This is a genomic window from Pseudomonas sp. LTJR-52 (assembly GCF_003691465.1).
GTDB lineage: Bacteria > Pseudomonadota > Gammaproteobacteria > Pseudomonadales > Pseudomonadaceae > Chryseomonas > Chryseomonas luteola.
On the sequence record NZ_CP033105.1, the window covers coordinates 2,647,393 to 2,664,853 of the forward strand.

The following is a 17,461-nucleotide window of genomic DNA, read 5'->3' on the forward strand; positions in this document are numbered from 1 at the left end:
CATCAGGCGTGCTCCTCCTGCCGGATCAAGCGCTTAGCAACGCCTGGATATCGTTGTAGAGCGCCTTGGGTATCCAGACTCCTTCACGCAGGCTTTTTTCACGAGCCTGATAACGCCTCTGCGAAGGTAGACGCGCGCCCTGGGCTACCATGGCCTCAAACAGTTTTTCTGCTCTCGCAAGCTCGGCATCGGCCTGCTCACCCAAAAAGCGTTGTGGGTCGATAGCAATAATCAACTCGCCTCCCATGGAAGTAACCCGTGCGCCGTTATCAAATGCCAGCGACTCGGCGCTGGTCATGTCGGCGATTAAAGGGCCAGCTATCAGCTCCACCATCGCAGCCAGGGCTGAGCCTTTATGCCCTCCGAACGTCAGCATGGCGCCCTTGTCGAGCACGGTGGCCGGATCGGTACAAGGTCTGCCTTCGGCGTCTACGCCCCAGCCTTCAGGAATAGGCTTGCCAGCGCGGCGATGCAGCTCAATTTCACCCCGCGCCACCATGCTGGTCGCAAAATCAAAGATAAATGCCGGCTTGTCTGGACAAGGCCAGCCAAAGGCAAAAGGGTTGGTTCCGAAAAGTGGTTTGCTCCCACCGGCAGGCATCACCCAGGCATGGCTGGGCGTACAGGCCAAGGCAACCAGACCGGCATCCGTAAGCGGTTCGATGTCTGCCCATAGGGCTGAGAAATGAGCGCAATGGTTGATGCCCAATGCAGCAATACCCAATGTTTTGGCTTTCTGGATCAGATGTGGCAATGCCACCTGGTAAGCGACTTGCGAAAAGCCACCCTTGGCATCGATGCGTATCAGAGCGGGCGCCATGTCATGCAGTTCTGGCTCGGCATCAGGAGAGACCTTGCCTGCCTTGAAGGTATTGATGCAGGACAACAGCCGATACAGGCCATGGGATGAACATCCATCGCGCTCGCCAGCCACTAACGTTTCGGTAACGTAGCGGACATGAGGTGCGGTAAAGCCATAGTGTTGGAGCACACGCGTCGCCAGTGCCCGTACGTCATCAAGCGTAAGGTGAACCGTGTCTTGCCCAGAAGCATGAGTCTGGGAAGCGCTTGAGGCAGTCATGGATTCTCCTTTTTAGAATTGTCGTGTCAGAGAAGCATTTGAAATGGGTTATGGAAATGGCCAGGCAGGCGGCCAGTCTTGCAGGTTTATTAGCTGGTGGGCCAGCCTGATAGGCCAGCCCACTCACATAACCTTACTGAGGACCGAGCTTGTCCATCAGCGCAGCCAGACGCTCGTACTCGTCAGGCTTGAGATCAGTCAGCGGTGCACGTACCGGACCGGCGTCGTAACCTGCGATCTTCGCACCAGCCTTGACGATGCTTACCGCATAGCCTGCACAGCGGTTACGGATGTCCAGGTACGGCAGGAAGAAATCATCGATCAGCTTGCCCACAGTCTCGTGGTCATCCGCAGCGATGGCTTTGTAGAAGTCCATGGCCGTCTTGGGAACAAAGTTGAACACCGCCGAGGAGTACACCGGTACACCCAGCGCCTTGTAGGCCGCGGCATAGACTTCAGCGGTCGGTAGGCCACCCAGGTAGGTAAAGCGATCACCCAGACGACGGCGGATGGAGACCATCAGCTCGATGTCACCCATGCCATCCTTGAAACCGATCAGGTTTGGGCAGCGCTCAGCCAGCATTTCCAGCTGGTCAGGCTTCAGGCGGCAGACGTTACGGTTGTACACCACCACGCCAAAGTTGACGGACTTGCACACCGCCTCGACGTGCGCGGCCACGCCTTCGGGGCTGGCTTCGGTCAGGTAGTGCGGCAGCAGCAGGATGCCCTGGGCACCCAGACGCTCGGCTTCCTGAGCCTGCTGGATCGCCACGCGGGTTGGGCCACCGGCACCGGCCAGAATCGGGACCATGCCCTTGCAGGTGTCCACGGCCGTTTTGATGATGTCGGAGTATTCCTTCTGGTCCAGCGAGAAGAACTCACCGGTGCCGCCAGCCGCAAACAGGGCGCTAGCACCGTAGGGCGCCAGCCATTCCAGGCGCTTGATGTAGGTATCGCGGCGGAAGTCGCCCTGCGCATCGAAATCGGTTACCGGAAAAGACAGCAATCCGGAGGAAAGGGTGTGCTTGAGTTCTTGTGGAGTCATTTTTGTTGCACCTTGTTTGATGGCATACGTGGCTATAAGGAATAACCGCTACTTGTTGTACGACATCGTATGACTATAGAAAGTAAAGTGCAACCTAGACGAGAGTCTATGCCGGACTGGAAAGGCGCAACCTAGAACAAGTGGCTGAAACAACAGAACAATTTCTTACAATTACAGGACCAATAGGCGTTATGGCTTGGCTGCATGAAGAACCTAACCGTTCTTATTCAAATCGGTAGAGTTGGCTTATTCCCAGTCCTTTTTATGCTTCCAACCGATTGAATATTGCCAAGCATCTTGCCGCACGGCTATATGCGCCCTTCCCTTCAGAGCACCTCCTCAGTCATCGCATTACCTCGCCGTATTGCCTGTGGTGGCATGCCGAAGCCGCGTATAAAGGCCTCTCGCATATGGCGACGATCACGAAAGCCGGTTTCCTTGGCAATCACATCCAACGAGTGACGGCTTTGCTCGATCATGAGTCGAGCCGCTTCCAGGCGAAGACTCTCGATAGCCTTGGCAGGTGATTGGCCAGTTTCCGCAGTAAAGACACGGCTGAACTGACGCGGGCTGAGATGAACGGATTCGGCCAGCTCTTCCACGCTCAAAGGGCGGCTCAGGTGTTGTCGGGCATAGTTCAGGGCGTTCTGGATACGATCAGACTTAGGTGCAAGGTTTAGCATTTCGGAATGCTGACTCTGACCACCGGCACGTCGTTGGTGCATGACCAGCTTGTGTGCTACCGACCGGGCAACCTCATTACCCAAATCCTTTTCCACGATTGCAAGCGTCAGATCAAGCCCTGCCGTCATCCCGGCTGACGTCCACATCGGACCGTCCGTAATATAAATACGGTCTTCCTCGACACGGATCTCAGGATAACGCCGCTGCAACTCCCGTGCATATGCCCAATGGGTGGTCGCACGTCGTCCCGCCAGTAATCCAGCTTCCGCCAGTACAAAGCCACCGGTACAGATTGCGGTCATCCGGCGCGCCTGGGTACTGGCGTCCTGAATAAAACCAAGCACAGCGTCAGGTGATGGTGCAGCCAGTGGATTGTTTACCCCCGCCACGATCCAGGTATCCGCCTGGCTATGGGGTCCGAGCGCATGGGAACCCACCGTCAGGCCAAGCGAGGAGCGGACCTCGCCGCCCTCCAGCGAGAAGTTCTCGACTTCGTAGAAAGGCTCGCCTGCCACCACGTTGGCGTATTCGAAAACCGTTTGCGTCGCCAGTGAAAGGATCTGGAACCCGTTTGACAGTATGTAACCTACCCGGTGCATGATCGTCTCCCTGGCGATGTCCTGAAAACGCACCATAAACGTCATTTAGGCCGCGGTCAATTCACTGCATGATGCCTCCACACCCACCCAAACGGAGCAGCATCATGAACACTCTTCATCAAGGCACTGCACTCATCACTGGCGCCTCTTCCGGTATCGGCGCGGTATATGCCGAGCAATTGGCCCGTCGCGGTTATGACCTGATTCTGGTTGCCCGCAATCGTGAGCGGCTCAATACCCAAGCCGAGCGCATCGCCACGCTGACCGGACGAGCTGTGGAGGTCCTGCCTGCCGATCTCAACGATAAATCATCTTTAGCAGCCGTTGAGGCAAAGCTCAAGGAAGACGCCAGCATCACTCTTCTGGTGAACAACGCGGGAGTCGGTACTCACACCCCATTGCTCGGGAGCGATGTCGAGCAGATGGTGCGAATGATTGACCTGAACGTGACGGCACTCACTCGCCTTACCTACGCTGCCGTTCCGGGATTCGTCCACCGCGGCAAAGGCGCCATTATCAATATCTCCTCCATCGTCAGCCTTGCACCAGAGATCCTCAATGGCGTCTACGGCGGCAGCAAGGCGTACGTGACGGCGTTCTCTCAGTCTCTGAGCCATGAGCTGGCCGACAAAGGCATCCGCGTACAGGCCGTCCTGCCCGGCGCTACGGCCACTGAATTCTGGGATATCGGCGGTCTGCCGCTGGAAAACCTCGACAAACGCATCGTCATGTCACCGGAAGACCTGGTGAAAGCAGCGCTGGCCGGCTTTGACCAGGGCGAGCTGATCACCATTCCTTCCTTGCACGCGATCGAACGCTGGGAAGCCCTCGAGGCGGCCCGCCAGGCCCTAGCTACGCAGCTCTCCAGCAATACGCCTGCTTCCCGCTACGCCTCGTACTAATCACTTCTACATTCAACCAGGAGACTTCACCATGAACACAAGCAGAAACACTATCTTCATCACTGGCGGTACGTCTGGCATTGGTCGTGCACTGGCCGAAGCCTTTCATCAACGTGGGAACAAGGTCATCGTTGCGGGCAGACGCCAAGCACTGCTCGATGAAGTCGCCAGGGCTAATCCCGGTATCGACACCATCGCGCTGGATATCAACGATCCCGAGCAGATCAAAGCCGTCGCTCAAACAGTCATCGAACGCCACCCTACCCTTAACATCATCATCAACAATGCCGGCGTCATGCCGTTCGATAATGCGGCCTCCGGCGCACTGGACGATGAACAGGCGGTGCAGCTGCTCACGACCAACCTCCTGGGTCCGGTCAGGGTCAGTGCTGCATTTGTAGAACATCTAAAGCGGCAGCCCGAAGCGTACATCATCAACAACAGTTCGATTCTGGCCTATGTACCGCTGGCAGTTACCGCACTGTACTCCGCCACCAAGGCGGCGATTCACTCTTATAGCCTGTCGCAGCGCTTCATGCTTCGGGATACGTCAGTAAAGGTGCTGGAAATCGCACCGCCATGGGTCGATACCGATCTCATTCACAAGAGTGGTGATCCACGCGCCATGCCGCTGGATGAATTCATTACAGAGATTCTGGAGAAGCTGCAAAGCGCTGAAACGGAAGTCATTGTCGATCGTGTTGCGGCCTTCCGCGCCAATCCCGGCCCTAGTGAACATGCCTTGGTAGAGCAATTCAACCAGGCCCTGATCGCCAATCCCATTCCTGTCGGCTGACCACGCTAATCAGGCCACTCGTCACGGGTGGCCTGAATGATTCACTGGAGACGCTCATGAAAGGTCTTATCGCCTCACCCACCTTACTTGCGCTGCGGTCCTTGAGTTTTGCGTATTTCGTCCAGGCGGTAGGTGCTCTGTCCGTGGTTGGCTGTCTGCAGCAAATTTCCCAGGAATGGGCGCTGACCGATACCCAAAGCGCTTACCTGATCTCCCTGTTTGGCATCACCTTTGCTCTGGCTGCGCCCCTGCTGCAGGTCGTTCTGGGACATCTACCCAGACGGCGGCAGGTTCTGCTTGGCCTGGGCCTGTTCAGCAGCGCTTCGCTTCTATTCGCACTGGCGCCTAATTACGGCGTGCTGGTGCTGGCTCGCGTTCTTATGGGATTGGGCGCAGGCTTTATCGGTCCGGTATTGGGTGCACTGGGCTCAGCCCTGGTTGACCGGGCCCAGCAAGGCCGCGCCATTGCCATTGTATTGTTGGGATTGAGCGTGGCGGGGATGGCAGGCATTCCCTTGGCCGCCTGGATTGCTCAGCATTGGGGCGTACGCTCGCTTTATCTGATGCTGAGCGTCGCGGGCTTCATGACTGCCCTTCTGATTGCCCGATTCGTTCCCGACCATGTGCAAGGTGAGCGCATTGCGGTTTCAACGGTTGTATCCCTGCTCACACGCCTTGGTTCGCTCAGTACCTTTCTGGTGGTGTTTTTCATCACTTCAGGCGTGTTTTCTACCTATGCGTTTCTGTCCCCCATCATCCGTGATGTGTATCACGGTGGGCCAGAAGACGTGTCTGTTGCCCTGGCCGTGCTGGGCATAGCGGGCGTAGCAGGCAACCTGTTCGTGACACGGGCTGCCGGACGTTACAGTGCAGAGCATATGCTTCTATCCGGAATCAGCCTCCTGGCCTTAACGCTTCTACTCTTGGGATACGGTCCCGCTCGCCTGGGCTGGCTGCTGCCTGTGCTGGTTTTGTGGGCGTTCGCTACGGATGTGGTATGGCCGTCACAGCAACGGCGGGTAGTCGAGCGTATGCCGGAACGACGCGGTATCGCCCTGGCGTTGACAGCATCCTTTATGTTCTGCGGCATCGGATTTGGATCGGCAGTGGCAGGCTGGGTCTATCCTGCCTATGGCTATACAGGCGTGCTAAGCGCCTCATTACTGTTCTTTGTTATGGCAACTGTCTGCCTTGTGGTGTCATACAGTCAGACTAAGGCTGCTATTCCAGTGGCGTAAATCGTATGAAAGGTTAACCACAACGACCCATCGTAGAAGAGCCGTATGGATACGCTGACCCTCAAGCCGATATCAGAAGCAGATGTGTCTTTTCTTCTTGGTTTGAGGAGACGCGTGCTCGTACCTCATGAAGTGGCAGCCGGTATGCAGCGCTCCGAGGAAGAGCATAAGGCCCGGGTATTGGCGCACCTTGAAAGTGGCCAACTGGTAGTGCTTGAGAACACACCCATAGGGATCATCAAGGTAGTGAAATCAGACAGTACGTGGAAACTGCTTCAGCTCCAAATCATCCCGGAGCAACAGGGCAACGGTATTGCCACTACCCTGGTGACAAATCTGTTGCGTGAAGCGCGGTGTGCATCCATACCGGTGGTCTTGACCGTACTCTAGAACAACCCAGCCAAGCGGCCCTACGATCGGCTCAGCATGTCCGTAACCAAGGAGTGGAAGTTTGTATACCAGATGCAGTCGGGATAGTACGGCACCGTAAAAGACGGTCAAAAATGAAAAGCCGCCCCGGAGGGCGGCCTTTGCTGTCACACCTTGAATTGATCCATTAGGGTCTGTTGATGGTTGGCCAGCGCATTCAGCGACTGGCTGACCCGCGCGGATTCTTCCGCCTGCCCTGAAAGCGACTCTGTTACCTCACGGATACCGCTGACATTACGGTTGATTTCTTCTGCCACGGCGCTTTGCTCTTCAGCGGCGCTGGCAATCTGGAGGTTCATTTCGGTAATGACCGAGACGGCGTCACCGATCTGACGCAGGGCCAACACAGCTTTATCTACATGCTCGACGTTACCCTGAGCCTGCCGGTGACCATCGTGCATGGAGTCCACTACGTTCCGTGTGCCCTTTTGCAACCCTTCGATCACCTGACGAATCTCCTCGACCGACTCCTGGGTCCGCTTGGCAAGACCACGCACCTCATCGGCCACGACCGCAAAGCCTCGGCCTGCATCACCAGCCCGTGCCGCTTCGATGGCAGCATTCAGCGCCAACAGGTTGGTCTGTTCGGCGACCCCCCGGATTACCTCCAGAACGCTGCCAATCTGCTCGCTGCTTTCCGCCAGACCCTCGACCTGACTCATGGACGCGCTCATATCAGCTGCCAGCTTTTCGATGCTGCGCGTGGTCTCGGTAATGATGTCCAGACCTTCATGGGTTGCATGGTCAGCGCCACGCGCAGCCTCTGCGGCCTGCGCAGCATTGCGGGCGACATCATGGGCCGTGGCACTCATCTCGTGAGATGCCGTTGCAACCTGCTCCACCTCGTGGAACTGGTGCTGCATGCCCTCACTTGTACGAGTCGCAATGGCCGCAGACTGGTCCGCCGTTGTACGCGCATCCTGAACCGAGCGCTTTACGTCCGCAATAATGGGTTGGAGCTTGTCGAGGAACCGGTTGAACCAGCCCGCCAACTGTCCCAATTCGTCCTGCTTGGCATATCCCAGGCGGCGGGTCAGGTCACCCTCACCACTGGCGATGTCCTTGAGCATGGCGGCAACGGCCAGAATCGGCCGGGTTACGCTGCGGGCAGCGAACCACATCAATACCAGACCGCTCAGCACCGCAATCAGGCCCACCACAACCGAGAACACACTGTCGGAAACGCGCCGCTCGTCCAGCTCATCGGATAGTTGAATGGCACGGGACAGAACCAGCTTCTTGGGCGCCTCAAGCAGGATCCCCCACGGCTTGGCTTCCGGGATGGGCCTGATCGGCTCGATGACACGTACCAGATCATCATGGGACAACATGGCAGACTCTCCTGTCGCCAAAGCCTGCTTCAGCTCACCTGCCTGGCTGGCATAGATCTTGTCCAGGGACTCTCCCAACCGCTTGGCATCCAGGCTGTGACCCGCCAGGAGACCAGCTGGACTGATGATGCTGACCTCGCCCTCCCCCTTGTACAGCTTGTCGCTGGCTTTTTCGGCAATCTGCTGAAGTGTGTTCAGGCTGATATCAATGCCGATAACACCGGTCACCTTGCCGTTTTGCTCAATAGGCAGGGCGATGCTGGTCATCAGGACCTGCTGCTCATTCACCTCATCGAAATAAGGGTCCAGCAGACAGGCCTTCCGCGTATCACGAGGACAGGTGTACCAAGCGTTATAGGCTGCACCACTCGGCCCGGGAGTCGTCTTGGTAAGCTCTTCCTCAGTCATTGATTCGAAATCGAATGTTCCCGGCTCCCCTTGAGACCAGTACAAGGCAAAACGGCCACTTGCGTTGCTGCTTTCCTCTTCCGCATTGATGAACTGTCTGTCCTGTCCGTCTAGTGCGTTGGGTTCGAAGGCAATGTACAGCCCCAACAGGTCAGGGCGTGCCTTGAGTGCGTTGCCCACGACCTCAACCAGCTCCTGACGCAATTCACGGGCACTGATAGCCCCTCTTGCCTGCTGTTCACTCAGCAGTTTGACCTGGCCTGCCAGGCCCAGTCCGTAGTGATAGGCACTCATGAAGTCTCGCTGGATGCGCAGCGCCTGGGCTTCGCCTGAGGTTTGTAAGCGAAGCTCCGCGGACTGCTCAAGCATGCTGAAGCTGGTCTGCTTGACCACCTCACCGCTACGCTTGGCCTGGTAAAGAGACGCACCGACCAGCAGTGTCACAATAGCCAGCAGGCATAAGCCTGCCAGCGCAGTGATCTTCAGCTGGATTGAAAGACGGTTGAACATAGTAAAGGCCTGATTAAATTGATGCCTTTGCTATCGGCCTACTCCCGCTGCGCTTGATTAGATTATCCCTATGAAGAATTTAAACATTCCTATTGCAGGGTTACGGTTTAACCTTGATGGCCCGAAGCTTTCGGCCATCCACCGGCCAATACCTTGTACACTTGAACCAGGTCCGTCGAAACGCGGGTAGCACTGTCTACCAGCGCGCTTTGAGTCTGGATTAGCTCACGCTGGACATTAAGCACGTTGATAAAGTCGATGGCGCCTTCCTTGTATCGGGCCTGGGCTGTTTCCAGCGCGATACGGTTCTGACTTACAGCCTGCTCCAGCGCTGCATGATGGCGTTGCTCGGCACTATAGGAGGTCAAGGCATCATCCACTTCGTGCCAGGCAGCCAATACAGTACGCCGGTAATTCAAGGCCGCTTCCTGCTGCTGACGTTCACGCAGCTCCAACGTACCGGTCAGACGACCGCCCTGAAAGATCGGTAAATAAAGACTAGGACCCATCGAGAACTGACGGGCGCTCCACAAACCGAGATTAGAGCCTTCCAGTGCCTGGAAGCCAAAATTGCCGCCCAGGCTGATGCGTGGGTAGAAATCCGCCTGAGCCACGCCTACGGCTGCTGTAGCCTGATGCAGAGCTGCTTCGGCCTTCTGGATATCCGGACGACGACGGGCAAGCTCCGACGGCAACCCCACCGGTACGGCCGACGGCGGCTCTGGCAAGTCTCGCGGCTGTCCCAACTCCTGGCCGAGCGCATGGGGCTCCTGGCCAAGCAGATAACTCAAGGCATTGATGAGACGGGCCTCCTCTGCCTCTAGCAACGGAATACGGGCTTCGATCGTGGCAACCTGGGCAGCCGAGTTGGCAGTATCCAGGTTGGTTGTTACACCATTCTCAAAACGGGTTTTGGTAAGTGCCTGACTTTGCTTGGCAATATCCAGGTTCTGCTGGGTAACCGCCAACGTTGCCTGAACACCCCGCAGGCGCAGGTAGTCCGCTGCGGTTTCTGTCGCAATGCTCAAGGCGACGCCATTCCGTTCAGCCTCGCTCAAGGCAACGCCTGCGTTGGCAGCCTCCAGGGTACGCCTGACATGGCCCCAAAGATCTACCTCCCAGCTTGCCTTGAGGCCGTACTGCCAAAGATTGAAGTCGGACTTTCCATTATTGCCCGAGGCATCCATAAGGCCTTGCTCGCTGTTGCGTGCACGCTGGTAGCCTCCTGTGGCCGAGACGTCTGGCAGTACATCGGCACCGGCAACCTGCAACAGCGAACGACTCTGCTCGAGGCGGCTGCTGGCAAGGGCCAGGTCCAGGTTGGTGGAGGCGGCCCGCTCAACGAGTGAGGTCAGGAGTGGATCGTTAAACTGTGTCCACCACGCCTTTTCAATGGGATGGCTAACCGTCACGCTGCCAACGGCCTGTGACGGGCCTTGCCAGGCCTCGGGCAGGACCGCCTCAGGTCTATGAAAATCAGGTCCCACGCTGCACCCGGAAAGCACGGCCAACGTGATAGCCAATAGAGAGCGGCGCATCAGTGAACCTCTCCCTGAGTATCAACAGTCGCCACCACCGACAACCCTACACGCAGATTGGCAACGGCTGGCTGATCAGGCTCGAACACGATCTTGACCGGGACCCGCTGGGCGACCTTGGTAAAGTTGCCGGTGGCGTTATCGGGTGCAATCGCTGAAAACGCAAGACCCGTAGCGGGTGCGAGACTGTCGATATGGCCATGCAGGACCTGATCCGGGAAAACATCGACCCGCACATCGACCGGCTGATTGGCCTGCATCCTTCCCAGCTGTGTTTCACGGAAATTCGCAACCACATAGGCTTCACTGACCGGTACCACGGCAAGCAACGGTTTGCCCGGCGCTACGTACGCACCCACCCGAACCGAGCGCTGGGCAATCACGCCATCGCGAGGGGCCACGATGTGCGTATAAGAGACATTCAGGTCGGCTTGTTCGCGTGCAGCTTCGGCCTTTTCCTGGGTGGCTATTGCGACATCGCGCTGCGCCTTGAGTACGGCCAAGTGCTTCTGGGCCGCGACGCGGGCTGCACTGTCCCGGTCCCTGGCGGCCTGCCATTGCAGGAGTTCGGCCTCAGCCTTCTGCTGCTCTTCGACGGTACCGGCCCCTGCCTTGGACAGGTTGCGATAGCGCTTGGCATTGGCTTGGGCAAATGAAAGCGACGCATCGGTGGCACGTACCGTCGCCGCCGCCTGATCGATGATGGCAGCCTGACGATCGATTTCAGCGGTCAGGTTAGCCACCTCGGCCGCAGCAGCCTTCACAGCCGCTTGAGCCGAAGCCTGCGCCGCCACGAAGTCCCGATCATCGATACGGGCCAACAGTTGGCCTGCCTTGACTGGCTGGTTATCCGAGACGAGCACCTCGGACACCATACCTGCGATCTTGGGGGCAACCAGCACCGAATCAGCGGTGATAAAAGCATCGTCTGTGCTTTGCGTTCCATCATTCTGGGCGACATGGACACAGGCATACAGGGCGCCAAGCACAACGGCGACGCCGACAAGAGAAAACGCGGTTTTATGACTCATGGCATTACCGGAGGTTGAGGTGGATAAGCTCGCTTGGGCAGGGTCAGCAGGACCAGCAGCATGAATGCCGCGACGCCGATCAGCGCCAGATAGGCGTCGCTGAACGACAGGACGAACGCCTGCTCGCGAACGCGGTGGCTCAAGGCCGACATCGAATCGTTGGTCAGCAGAGGCGATAGCTGGGCCTGCGCTGACCCGAGCCGGTCAAGCAAGACATTGGAGTGAAAGTGCTCGCGCACCGTGATGAAATGCTCCAGCAGCGCCGCACCGATTACAGAGAAAAGGCCTCGTACGGTATTGACGGTGGCAGAGGCAAAAGGGCCTTCAATAGGCTGCACCACACCCGTGGCGCACATGAGCAGCGGAACCACAATCATCGGCTGCGCCAGGGTCTGCAGGATTTGCAGGGTATAGAAATCGTCCCGAATCCAGTCGCTTGTCAGCTGCGAGCCACCCAGACAGGCCAGTGTCATCAGGCCAAGGCCACAGGCAATGACCCAGCGGGAGTCCACCCAGTTGCGATTGATGACAGTGGCTACCAATGGCGCCATAAGAAGCTGTGGCAAGGCGATCATCAGCGCAATCGGCATGGTTTGCAGAGGACGATAGTCATGCACGTGGGCAAGATACGCGGACGGAATTGCCACACCCGACATGCCCAGGATCAGAAAGCTGGCCAGCGTAATAATGCCGAACGAGAAATTGCGTCGACTGAGCAATTGCAGCTTTACCAGCGGAAGCGGGTGAAACCACTCGTTGATCAGAAACAGAGGAAACAGGATGGCAGCGCCGATGAACAACGTGCGGATCAGTGGCGAAGCCAGCCAGTCCAGCCGCTCCCCTTGCATCAGGGCAATCACAAACATAGCCACACTACCACACCCAAGCAGTGCACCCAGCCAGTCGGCTTGTTTGAAGCGCTCAAGACGCAGCGGGTCCTGCGGCAAGCCATAAGCGATACAGGCGGCGGCGATTAGGCAGGAAGGCACCACCTGCCAGAACACCAGATGCCAGTCCAGATAATCCGTCCAGACGGCAGCCAGCGGTACGGCAAGGTTTGGGCCAAACGTCGCGGTCAGAGCATAGGCTGAAAGACCATACAACTTGATATGCCAGGGCAGGAAGCGTAGCGCCGCCGTCATCAGGAGCGGCGGTAATGCCCCTCCGGCCAATCCCTGGAGGACGCGTAGAAACAGCAGCGATGGCAGATCTGGTGCAAACGGACACAGCAATCCCAGGAAGGCAAACGCCAGTGTTACCCCGATAGCAAATCGGCGCAGCGAGAACGTGACCGCCAGCCACGGTGAAATGAGCATCGCCGACACCTCGGCGGCTCCGTACAATGCGCTGATCCAGGTGCCTTCGTCATGACCGATTCCAAATACGCCCCGTATATCTGCAAGGGCGATTTCCGTTACGCGGTCGTTGAGACCTGAAGTCAACGCTGCAATCAGGACACCGATAAGTCCAATAGCCAAACGCCAGCCAAAGGGTGCTGGAGCTGGCGCCGGTGGCGCAGTAGGAGACATAGAATTTCCAGAAACGAAAAGGGCTCGAAACTGAGCCTATGGTGCAGAAGCAATATGCGGTACAGTGTACCGAACAGTGATACACAGGACAATATCCATGACGACCTCTGAGCCGGAACGTGGTGCCATTCAGGTCATTTCACGGGCCGCAGCCATCCTTCGCTGCCTTGAAAATGAACCCGCAGGGCTAAGCCTTGGCGCTATCGCCAAACGCATCGACCTGCCCCGCTCCACCGTGCAGCGGCTGGTGGATGCACTGGCATTGGAGCAGCTGCTCGAGGTTCATGGCGCTGGCGGCGTGCGGTTAGGACCAGCCCTGATCCGGTTGGCGTCCCGGAGCCATGGCGATATCACCCAGCGGGTGCGCCCCTTTCTGGAAGAGTTGTCCAAGCACACCGGCGAGACGGCTGTACTGGTGCATGCCAATCGCGCTGAATTGATGGTGCTGCACTCGGTTATATCCAGTCAGGAACTACGAGTAGCACCCACCCCCGGTAACTTTCTGGCCATCCATGCTACTTCGGGTGGAAAAATGCTGCTGTCGGGCATGACGGACAGCGTAGTAACCCAGCTGCTTGGACCCGAGCTAAAAGTGCTTACCCACAAGACCCTTTCCACCCTGCCCGCCTTGCTCGATGAGTTGCAGCAGATTCGGGAGGATGGCTTTTCCTATGATCGCGAAGAGCACATGCTGGGTGTCCATGCCATGGCTATCGGCATTGAAACGCCTCAGGGCAGGTATGCCATTTCCCTGGTTGGCCCTGCCTGGCGGATGGAGGCAAATGACGAGGGCCTGCGCCGCGCGTTAACAGATTGCCGTAACGCACTAGCCGACGCGCTGCGTAGCCCTCAGGTCGATCATCCGCCGGCTGGATGAGTCAGGCGAGTTCTGCACCTTCTGCAACCAATGGATCGACTCCAGCATTTTTGTCGGTTAACTGAAGCACCTCGCTGATTGCCTGACTGACAATGCTCGGGTGGTCTTCAGGATTGAAATGTCGCCCGCCGGGAATGGATACCAGAGAGGCGTTCAGCTCAGCTGCCAACTGCTGGCCTGAAGCGAACGTAATGGAGTCCGAATCTCCCCAGACGATCCGCTTGGGCCCACGGATGACGGACAGCTTTCCCGCCAGTGCCTGGGTGTCTTTCGAGTCCAGACAACTGATCTGATGCGCAAAGGCCTTGGGGCCGATGGTTCGCGAGTACGGCTGCCAATGCAGGCTGATCGACTCCTGGCGGCGGGCCTCATTATCGTGTCCCAAGTTGTACACACCGCTTAAAAAGAGTGGCTTGAACAGACTGGGTGGAAGCTGTTCGATGACCGACGCCTTGAGTTTGGCCAGGCGCACCGTAGGAACGGGCCAGTTGTCATACGCGACGCTATCGACTAGCACCAATCCGCTACTGAGCTCAGGATGCCTGACCAGGAGTTCCTGAAGTACGCCCCCGCCGAGATCATGTCCGACGAAGACGGCTTGGGTGATGTTCATGTGCTGCAGCCAGTCGTACAGGTAGTCCGCTTGTTTGGGGAGCGAGATGTCGCGCTCAAGGCCCTCTTCCATCGACCAGCCAAAGCCCACCAGCTCCCAGGCAAGGCAACGCACACCCGGCTTACAGACCTGCGGAATCACATAACGCCACAGACGTGGATGAGTAGGAATACCATGTACCATGATGACGGGTACTGCACCTGGGTCGGAATCACCGTGCTCCTCCCACCGCATAGTGATGCCATTGACGAGGGCTGTACGAATAAGCTCGGGCGCTGCCTGCTCATTCGCATCGATTGACGCCTCATTGGCACTCGGCTTGAGCAACGCACTACCCAGCCCCAACGCCGCTGCAGCCGACACCATACTGCGCAGCCCTCCACGGGGCATGGCCAGTGCACAGGCCGCCGCCACGCTACTCAAGATCAAGCGTTTCTTGTCGAAATTGAAAGATGACTTGTTCATGTGACCTCCAAACCTGTTCAAGGTGTGGGCCACAATATGAGACCGGAGGTTCCGGTCAGAACCAGAGAGACGACAAAGGGCGTGTACTGGCAAGGCAGACAACACCCTCTGAATAATTGGAGCCTAACGCTGAAAGCCGCCGTGTAGGACCTTACTGGTTAGGCGCGTGGCCATATTTCTTGATGAACTGCTTTTCCATTTCCTGGCAGGACTGCTGAATCGAGAGACGCTCCCCTGAGCCAGCGGCGGCAGCATCAGCGCGCTGATGACAGGCTTCGATCGTACTCCGTTCGTTGGCTTCAACCTGAGGCGAAGGCCCGCGGGTAAAGAGATAGATCATGCCGCCAAATAGTGCGAAGGCAAAGGCAATGGCACCGACGGTCATCCAGAGGCAACCGGCCTTACTGGGCGGCGGCTCGGGCTCATCGGTATTGAGATGGGTATGGGGGCTTTTATCTTCTTTCACAACGGGACCTCTAGCCGTGGGAACGCGAATCTAGCACGTCTTTAACGCTTCGATAACTGAAAGGATATGCAGGTTCTCCTTATCCTGTCCTGGTCAGCCCATAAACCAGCGGCTGATGACTGTATGCCTGGGCCTGGAGGCGTTTGCGATGACGAAACCACACCCTGCAGAACGCAACGGCCAGTAGCACCTCTGCCAAATCACCACCGTAGTACATCCATTGAGCGGCAGATTCGATCTCGGTACGCGCATAACCAAGCCCATGGGGATAGCCAAACCCATACATGATCTTGGCCAGCCCTGCGTGGGCGGCCATAGCGATGAACAGCACGACCAGCCGCAGGCGCAGCGTAGGCCGATGAGGCGCGAAATCAGGTCCGGCAATGGCCCAGGTGAACAGATACCCCGACAGGATAAAGTGCAGATGCAGCCAGGTATGAACCCATGGGCTACTCTGGCTTAGCACAAAAAATGAGGTCAGATACAGAACATACATACCGCCTATATCCAGAAGCGCCGCCGTAATCGGATGAGTCAGCACACGCATGAAGCGCGTCGCCAACAGGCGAACCAGTACCCGTGCCGTATCAATGGGTATAGTGCGCAGCACCAGCGTACCCGGTGCGCCAAATACCAGGCCCAGCGGCGCAAACATGCCCAGCAGAAGGTGCTGGAGCATATGTCCGCGAAGGTCCTGATGAGCAAAGCTCGATACCGGTGGCATGAAGGCGACTACGATCAGGGCGATGCCAGCCGCAAAGCTGAGCGTACGCCAGCCGGACCATGTCCGTCTTTGTCGCTGCAAGCAGATTACACCGAAGCAGTAGAACAACCAGACGATGATAGCCAGCAGGATCGGGAATACCGCTACGTGGCCCGGCCCCAGGAAATAGGCATGCATTATCAGCAAGGCTCCTAGGGGTTATGGGCTGACGTAGGTGCGTCGGGCTCTTCTCAGCAATAAAAGGCCAATCAGCAGCAATACGATACCTGCGAGGTTCCAGAGCAGGTCATACAGCATTAGATTGTCGACGTATCGGACCTGATGCAGGCGCAGGACTTTGTGGTCAATCAGGCCATCGAACAGTTGGAATGCCCCCATCCCCATGAAGAAGCCGGCCCAGGCCTGGGGTTTGGCAAAGGCTTTACGCTCCCGCAGTTCGGCCACCATGAAAAACCCGACAATAATCAGAATGAGTTCGGCCGAATGCAGGATGCCATCGGAAAGCAAGGCGAAAGCACCCGTGCCACGATCCACAAAATGATGCCAGGCCAAGACCTGGTGAAAAATGATTTCATCGATGGCGGCCATGAAGCCGATCCCAATAAGCAACGCAGCTGTCAGGGATCGGCGCGCCAGAAGCGTGGCTGATGTTCCGGTAGCCATGGGCATTCCTTCTTGTCTCGGTCACTCACTCGTCTTATCCAGTGGTCTGGACAAGCCTCTGTGAAGTAAGACGCAAGACGAGCGGGATCGTTCGAGGAAAGCCAATGGTTCAGCGCAGGCAGCAATTACCTGTCAGGCAATTTATTACTCTACTCGTATGGCGGAATGTACATCCTTGCTTTCAATCCATCCCTCTACCGGCTGCTGATCATCCGTAGAGATCTGGATCTTTTTCCAGCGCTTGTATTCACGCGTATCCACTACCCGTACGGATGTGCCAGCTGCCAGACGAGTCTGCACATTCCCCCGCCGAGCCGCTGCTGTGTCATACACAACAGGCCATTTACGCACCAACACGTTGTCTGTCTGCACATGCCAGGTTTGCTCGGGACCTGCTTCACGAAACGAAACTTCAGCCGCATGCACTGTGATTGAGGAGAAAGAGGCACCCAAAAAAGCCAGGCTTAACATGAGGGTTTGCGCGGCCTTCAGCCTGTGATTCGGGTGTTTCCTTGGGGTTGCCATTAAGTCG

General features: G+C 57.3%; 17 protein-coding genes and 1 pseudogene. 5 read left to right on the top strand and 13 right to left on the bottom strand.

The genetic code is table 11. The features are described 5' to 3' along the window. Positions 1-25 precede the first annotated feature (25 nt). The 3 genes from EAW52_RS12425 to EAW52_RS12435 all read right to left on the bottom strand — a co-directional run bounded on the left by EAW52_RS12425 (position 26) and on the right by EAW52_RS12435 (position 3,409). A complete protein-coding gene (locus tag EAW52_RS12425) occupies positions 26-1,081 on the bottom strand; it encodes an Ldh family oxidoreductase (protein WP_122042632.1) in 1,056 nt (351 codons plus the stop codon). Positions 1,082-1,214: 133 nt separating this feature from the next. Continuing rightward, entirely contained in the window at positions 1,215-2,126 is a 912-nt protein-coding gene (kdgD, locus tag EAW52_RS12430) for a 5-dehydro-4-deoxyglucarate dehydratase (RefSeq protein WP_122042633.1), read from the bottom strand. 326 nt (positions 2,127-2,452) lie between these two features. Next, on the bottom strand, positions 2,453-3,409 hold the full coding sequence (locus EAW52_RS12435; RefSeq protein ID WP_122044794.1) for a GlxA family transcriptional regulator: 957 nt from the start codon (positions 3,407-3,409) through the stop codon (positions 2,453-2,455). 104 nt (positions 3,410-3,513) lie between these two features. Here EAW52_RS12435 and EAW52_RS12440 point away from each other — a divergent pair, with 104 nt between their 5' ends. The 4 genes from EAW52_RS12440 (at position 3,514) to EAW52_RS12455 (ending at position 6,735) form a co-directional block, all read left to right on the top strand. After that, on the top strand, positions 3,514-4,311 hold the full coding sequence (locus EAW52_RS12440; RefSeq protein WP_122042634.1) for an SDR family oxidoreductase: 798 nt from the start codon (positions 3,514-3,516) through the stop codon (positions 4,309-4,311). Between the two features lie 31 nt (positions 4,312-4,342). Beyond that, entirely contained in the window at positions 4,343-5,107 is a 765-nt protein-coding gene (locus EAW52_RS12445; RefSeq protein ID WP_122042635.1) for an SDR family oxidoreductase, read from the top strand. A 56-nt stretch (positions 5,108-5,163) separates the two neighbouring features. Next, the gene (locus EAW52_RS12450) at positions 5,164-6,345 is read left to right on the top strand and encodes an MFS transporter (RefSeq protein ID WP_122042636.1); all 1,182 of its coding nucleotides are present in this window, start codon (positions 5,164-5,166) and stop codon (positions 6,343-6,345) included. Positions 6,346-6,459: 114 nt separating this feature from the next. Continuing rightward, entirely contained in the window at positions 6,460-6,735 is a 276-nt protein-coding gene (locus tag EAW52_RS12455; RefSeq protein ID WP_162997629.1) for a GNAT family N-acetyltransferase, read from the top strand. Between the two features lie 146 nt (positions 6,736-6,881). On the opposite strand, the gene EAW52_RS26845 is transcribed toward EAW52_RS12455, so the two are convergent. The 5 genes and pseudogenes from EAW52_RS26845 to EAW52_RS12475 all read right to left on the bottom strand — a co-directional run bounded on the left by EAW52_RS26845 (position 6,882) and on the right by EAW52_RS12475 (position 13,121). Beyond that, positions 6,882-7,637, bottom strand: coding sequence for a methyl-accepting chemotaxis protein (locus tag EAW52_RS26845; protein WP_372238918.1), 756 nt, complete (start codon positions 7,635-7,637; stop codon positions 6,882-6,884). Positions 7,638-7,739: 102 nt separating this feature from the next. Continuing rightward, positions 7,740-9,023: pseudogene (locus EAW52_RS26850) on the bottom strand (HAMP domain-containing protein); the annotation flags it as partial. Between the two features lie 107 nt (positions 9,024-9,130). After that, positions 9,131-10,561: an efflux transporter outer membrane subunit gene (locus tag EAW52_RS12465; protein ID WP_122042639.1), complete on the bottom strand. Its 1,431-nt coding sequence runs from the start codon at positions 10,559-10,561 to the stop codon at positions 9,131-9,133. After that, a complete protein-coding gene (locus EAW52_RS12470; RefSeq protein WP_122042640.1) occupies positions 10,561-11,592 on the bottom strand; it encodes an HlyD family secretion protein in 1,032 nt (343 codons plus the stop codon). The genes EAW52_RS12465 and EAW52_RS12470 overlap by 1 nt, the downstream gene beginning before the upstream one ends. Continuing rightward, a complete protein-coding gene (locus tag EAW52_RS12475) occupies positions 11,589-13,121 on the bottom strand; it encodes an MFS transporter (RefSeq protein ID WP_122042641.1) in 1,533 nt (510 codons plus the stop codon). The genes EAW52_RS12470 and EAW52_RS12475 overlap by 4 nt, the downstream gene beginning before the upstream one ends. Before the next feature lie 97 nt (positions 13,122-13,218). On the opposite strand from EAW52_RS12475, the gene EAW52_RS12480 reads away from it, so the two are divergent. Beyond that, positions 13,219-13,998 carry an IclR family transcriptional regulator gene (locus EAW52_RS12480; protein WP_122042642.1) on the top strand — a complete coding sequence of 260 codons (780 nt, stop codon included), beginning with the start codon at positions 13,219-13,221 and terminating at the stop codon, positions 13,996-13,998. A gap of 1 nt (position 13,999) precedes the next feature. Here EAW52_RS12480 and EAW52_RS12485 read toward each other — a convergent pair whose 3' ends face one another. From EAW52_RS12485 to EAW52_RS12505, 5 genes are all read right to left on the bottom strand, one after another. Continuing rightward, the gene (locus EAW52_RS12485) at positions 14,000-15,076 is read right to left on the bottom strand and encodes an alpha/beta fold hydrolase (RefSeq protein ID WP_122042643.1); all 1,077 of its coding nucleotides are present in this window, start codon (positions 15,074-15,076) and stop codon (positions 14,000-14,002) included. Positions 15,077-15,227: 151 nt separating this feature from the next. Then, a complete protein-coding gene (locus EAW52_RS12490; protein ID WP_122042644.1) occupies positions 15,228-15,542 on the bottom strand; it encodes a hypothetical protein in 315 nt (104 codons plus the stop codon). A gap of 79 nt (positions 15,543-15,621) precedes the next feature. Further along, a complete protein-coding gene (locus EAW52_RS12495; protein WP_122042645.1) occupies positions 15,622-16,443 on the bottom strand; it encodes a cytochrome c oxidase assembly protein in 822 nt (273 codons plus the stop codon). 21 nt (positions 16,444-16,464) lie between these two features. Next, positions 16,465-16,929, bottom strand: a complete 465-nt coding sequence (locus tag EAW52_RS12500) for a DUF2243 domain-containing protein (protein WP_010798185.1) — start codon at positions 16,927-16,929, stop codon at positions 16,465-16,467. A 144-nt stretch (positions 16,930-17,073) separates the two neighbouring features. After that, on the bottom strand, positions 17,074-17,454 hold the full coding sequence (locus EAW52_RS12505; RefSeq protein ID WP_083603064.1) for a hypothetical protein: 381 nt from the start codon (positions 17,452-17,454) through the stop codon (positions 17,074-17,076). Positions 17,455-17,461 lie beyond the last annotated feature (7 nt).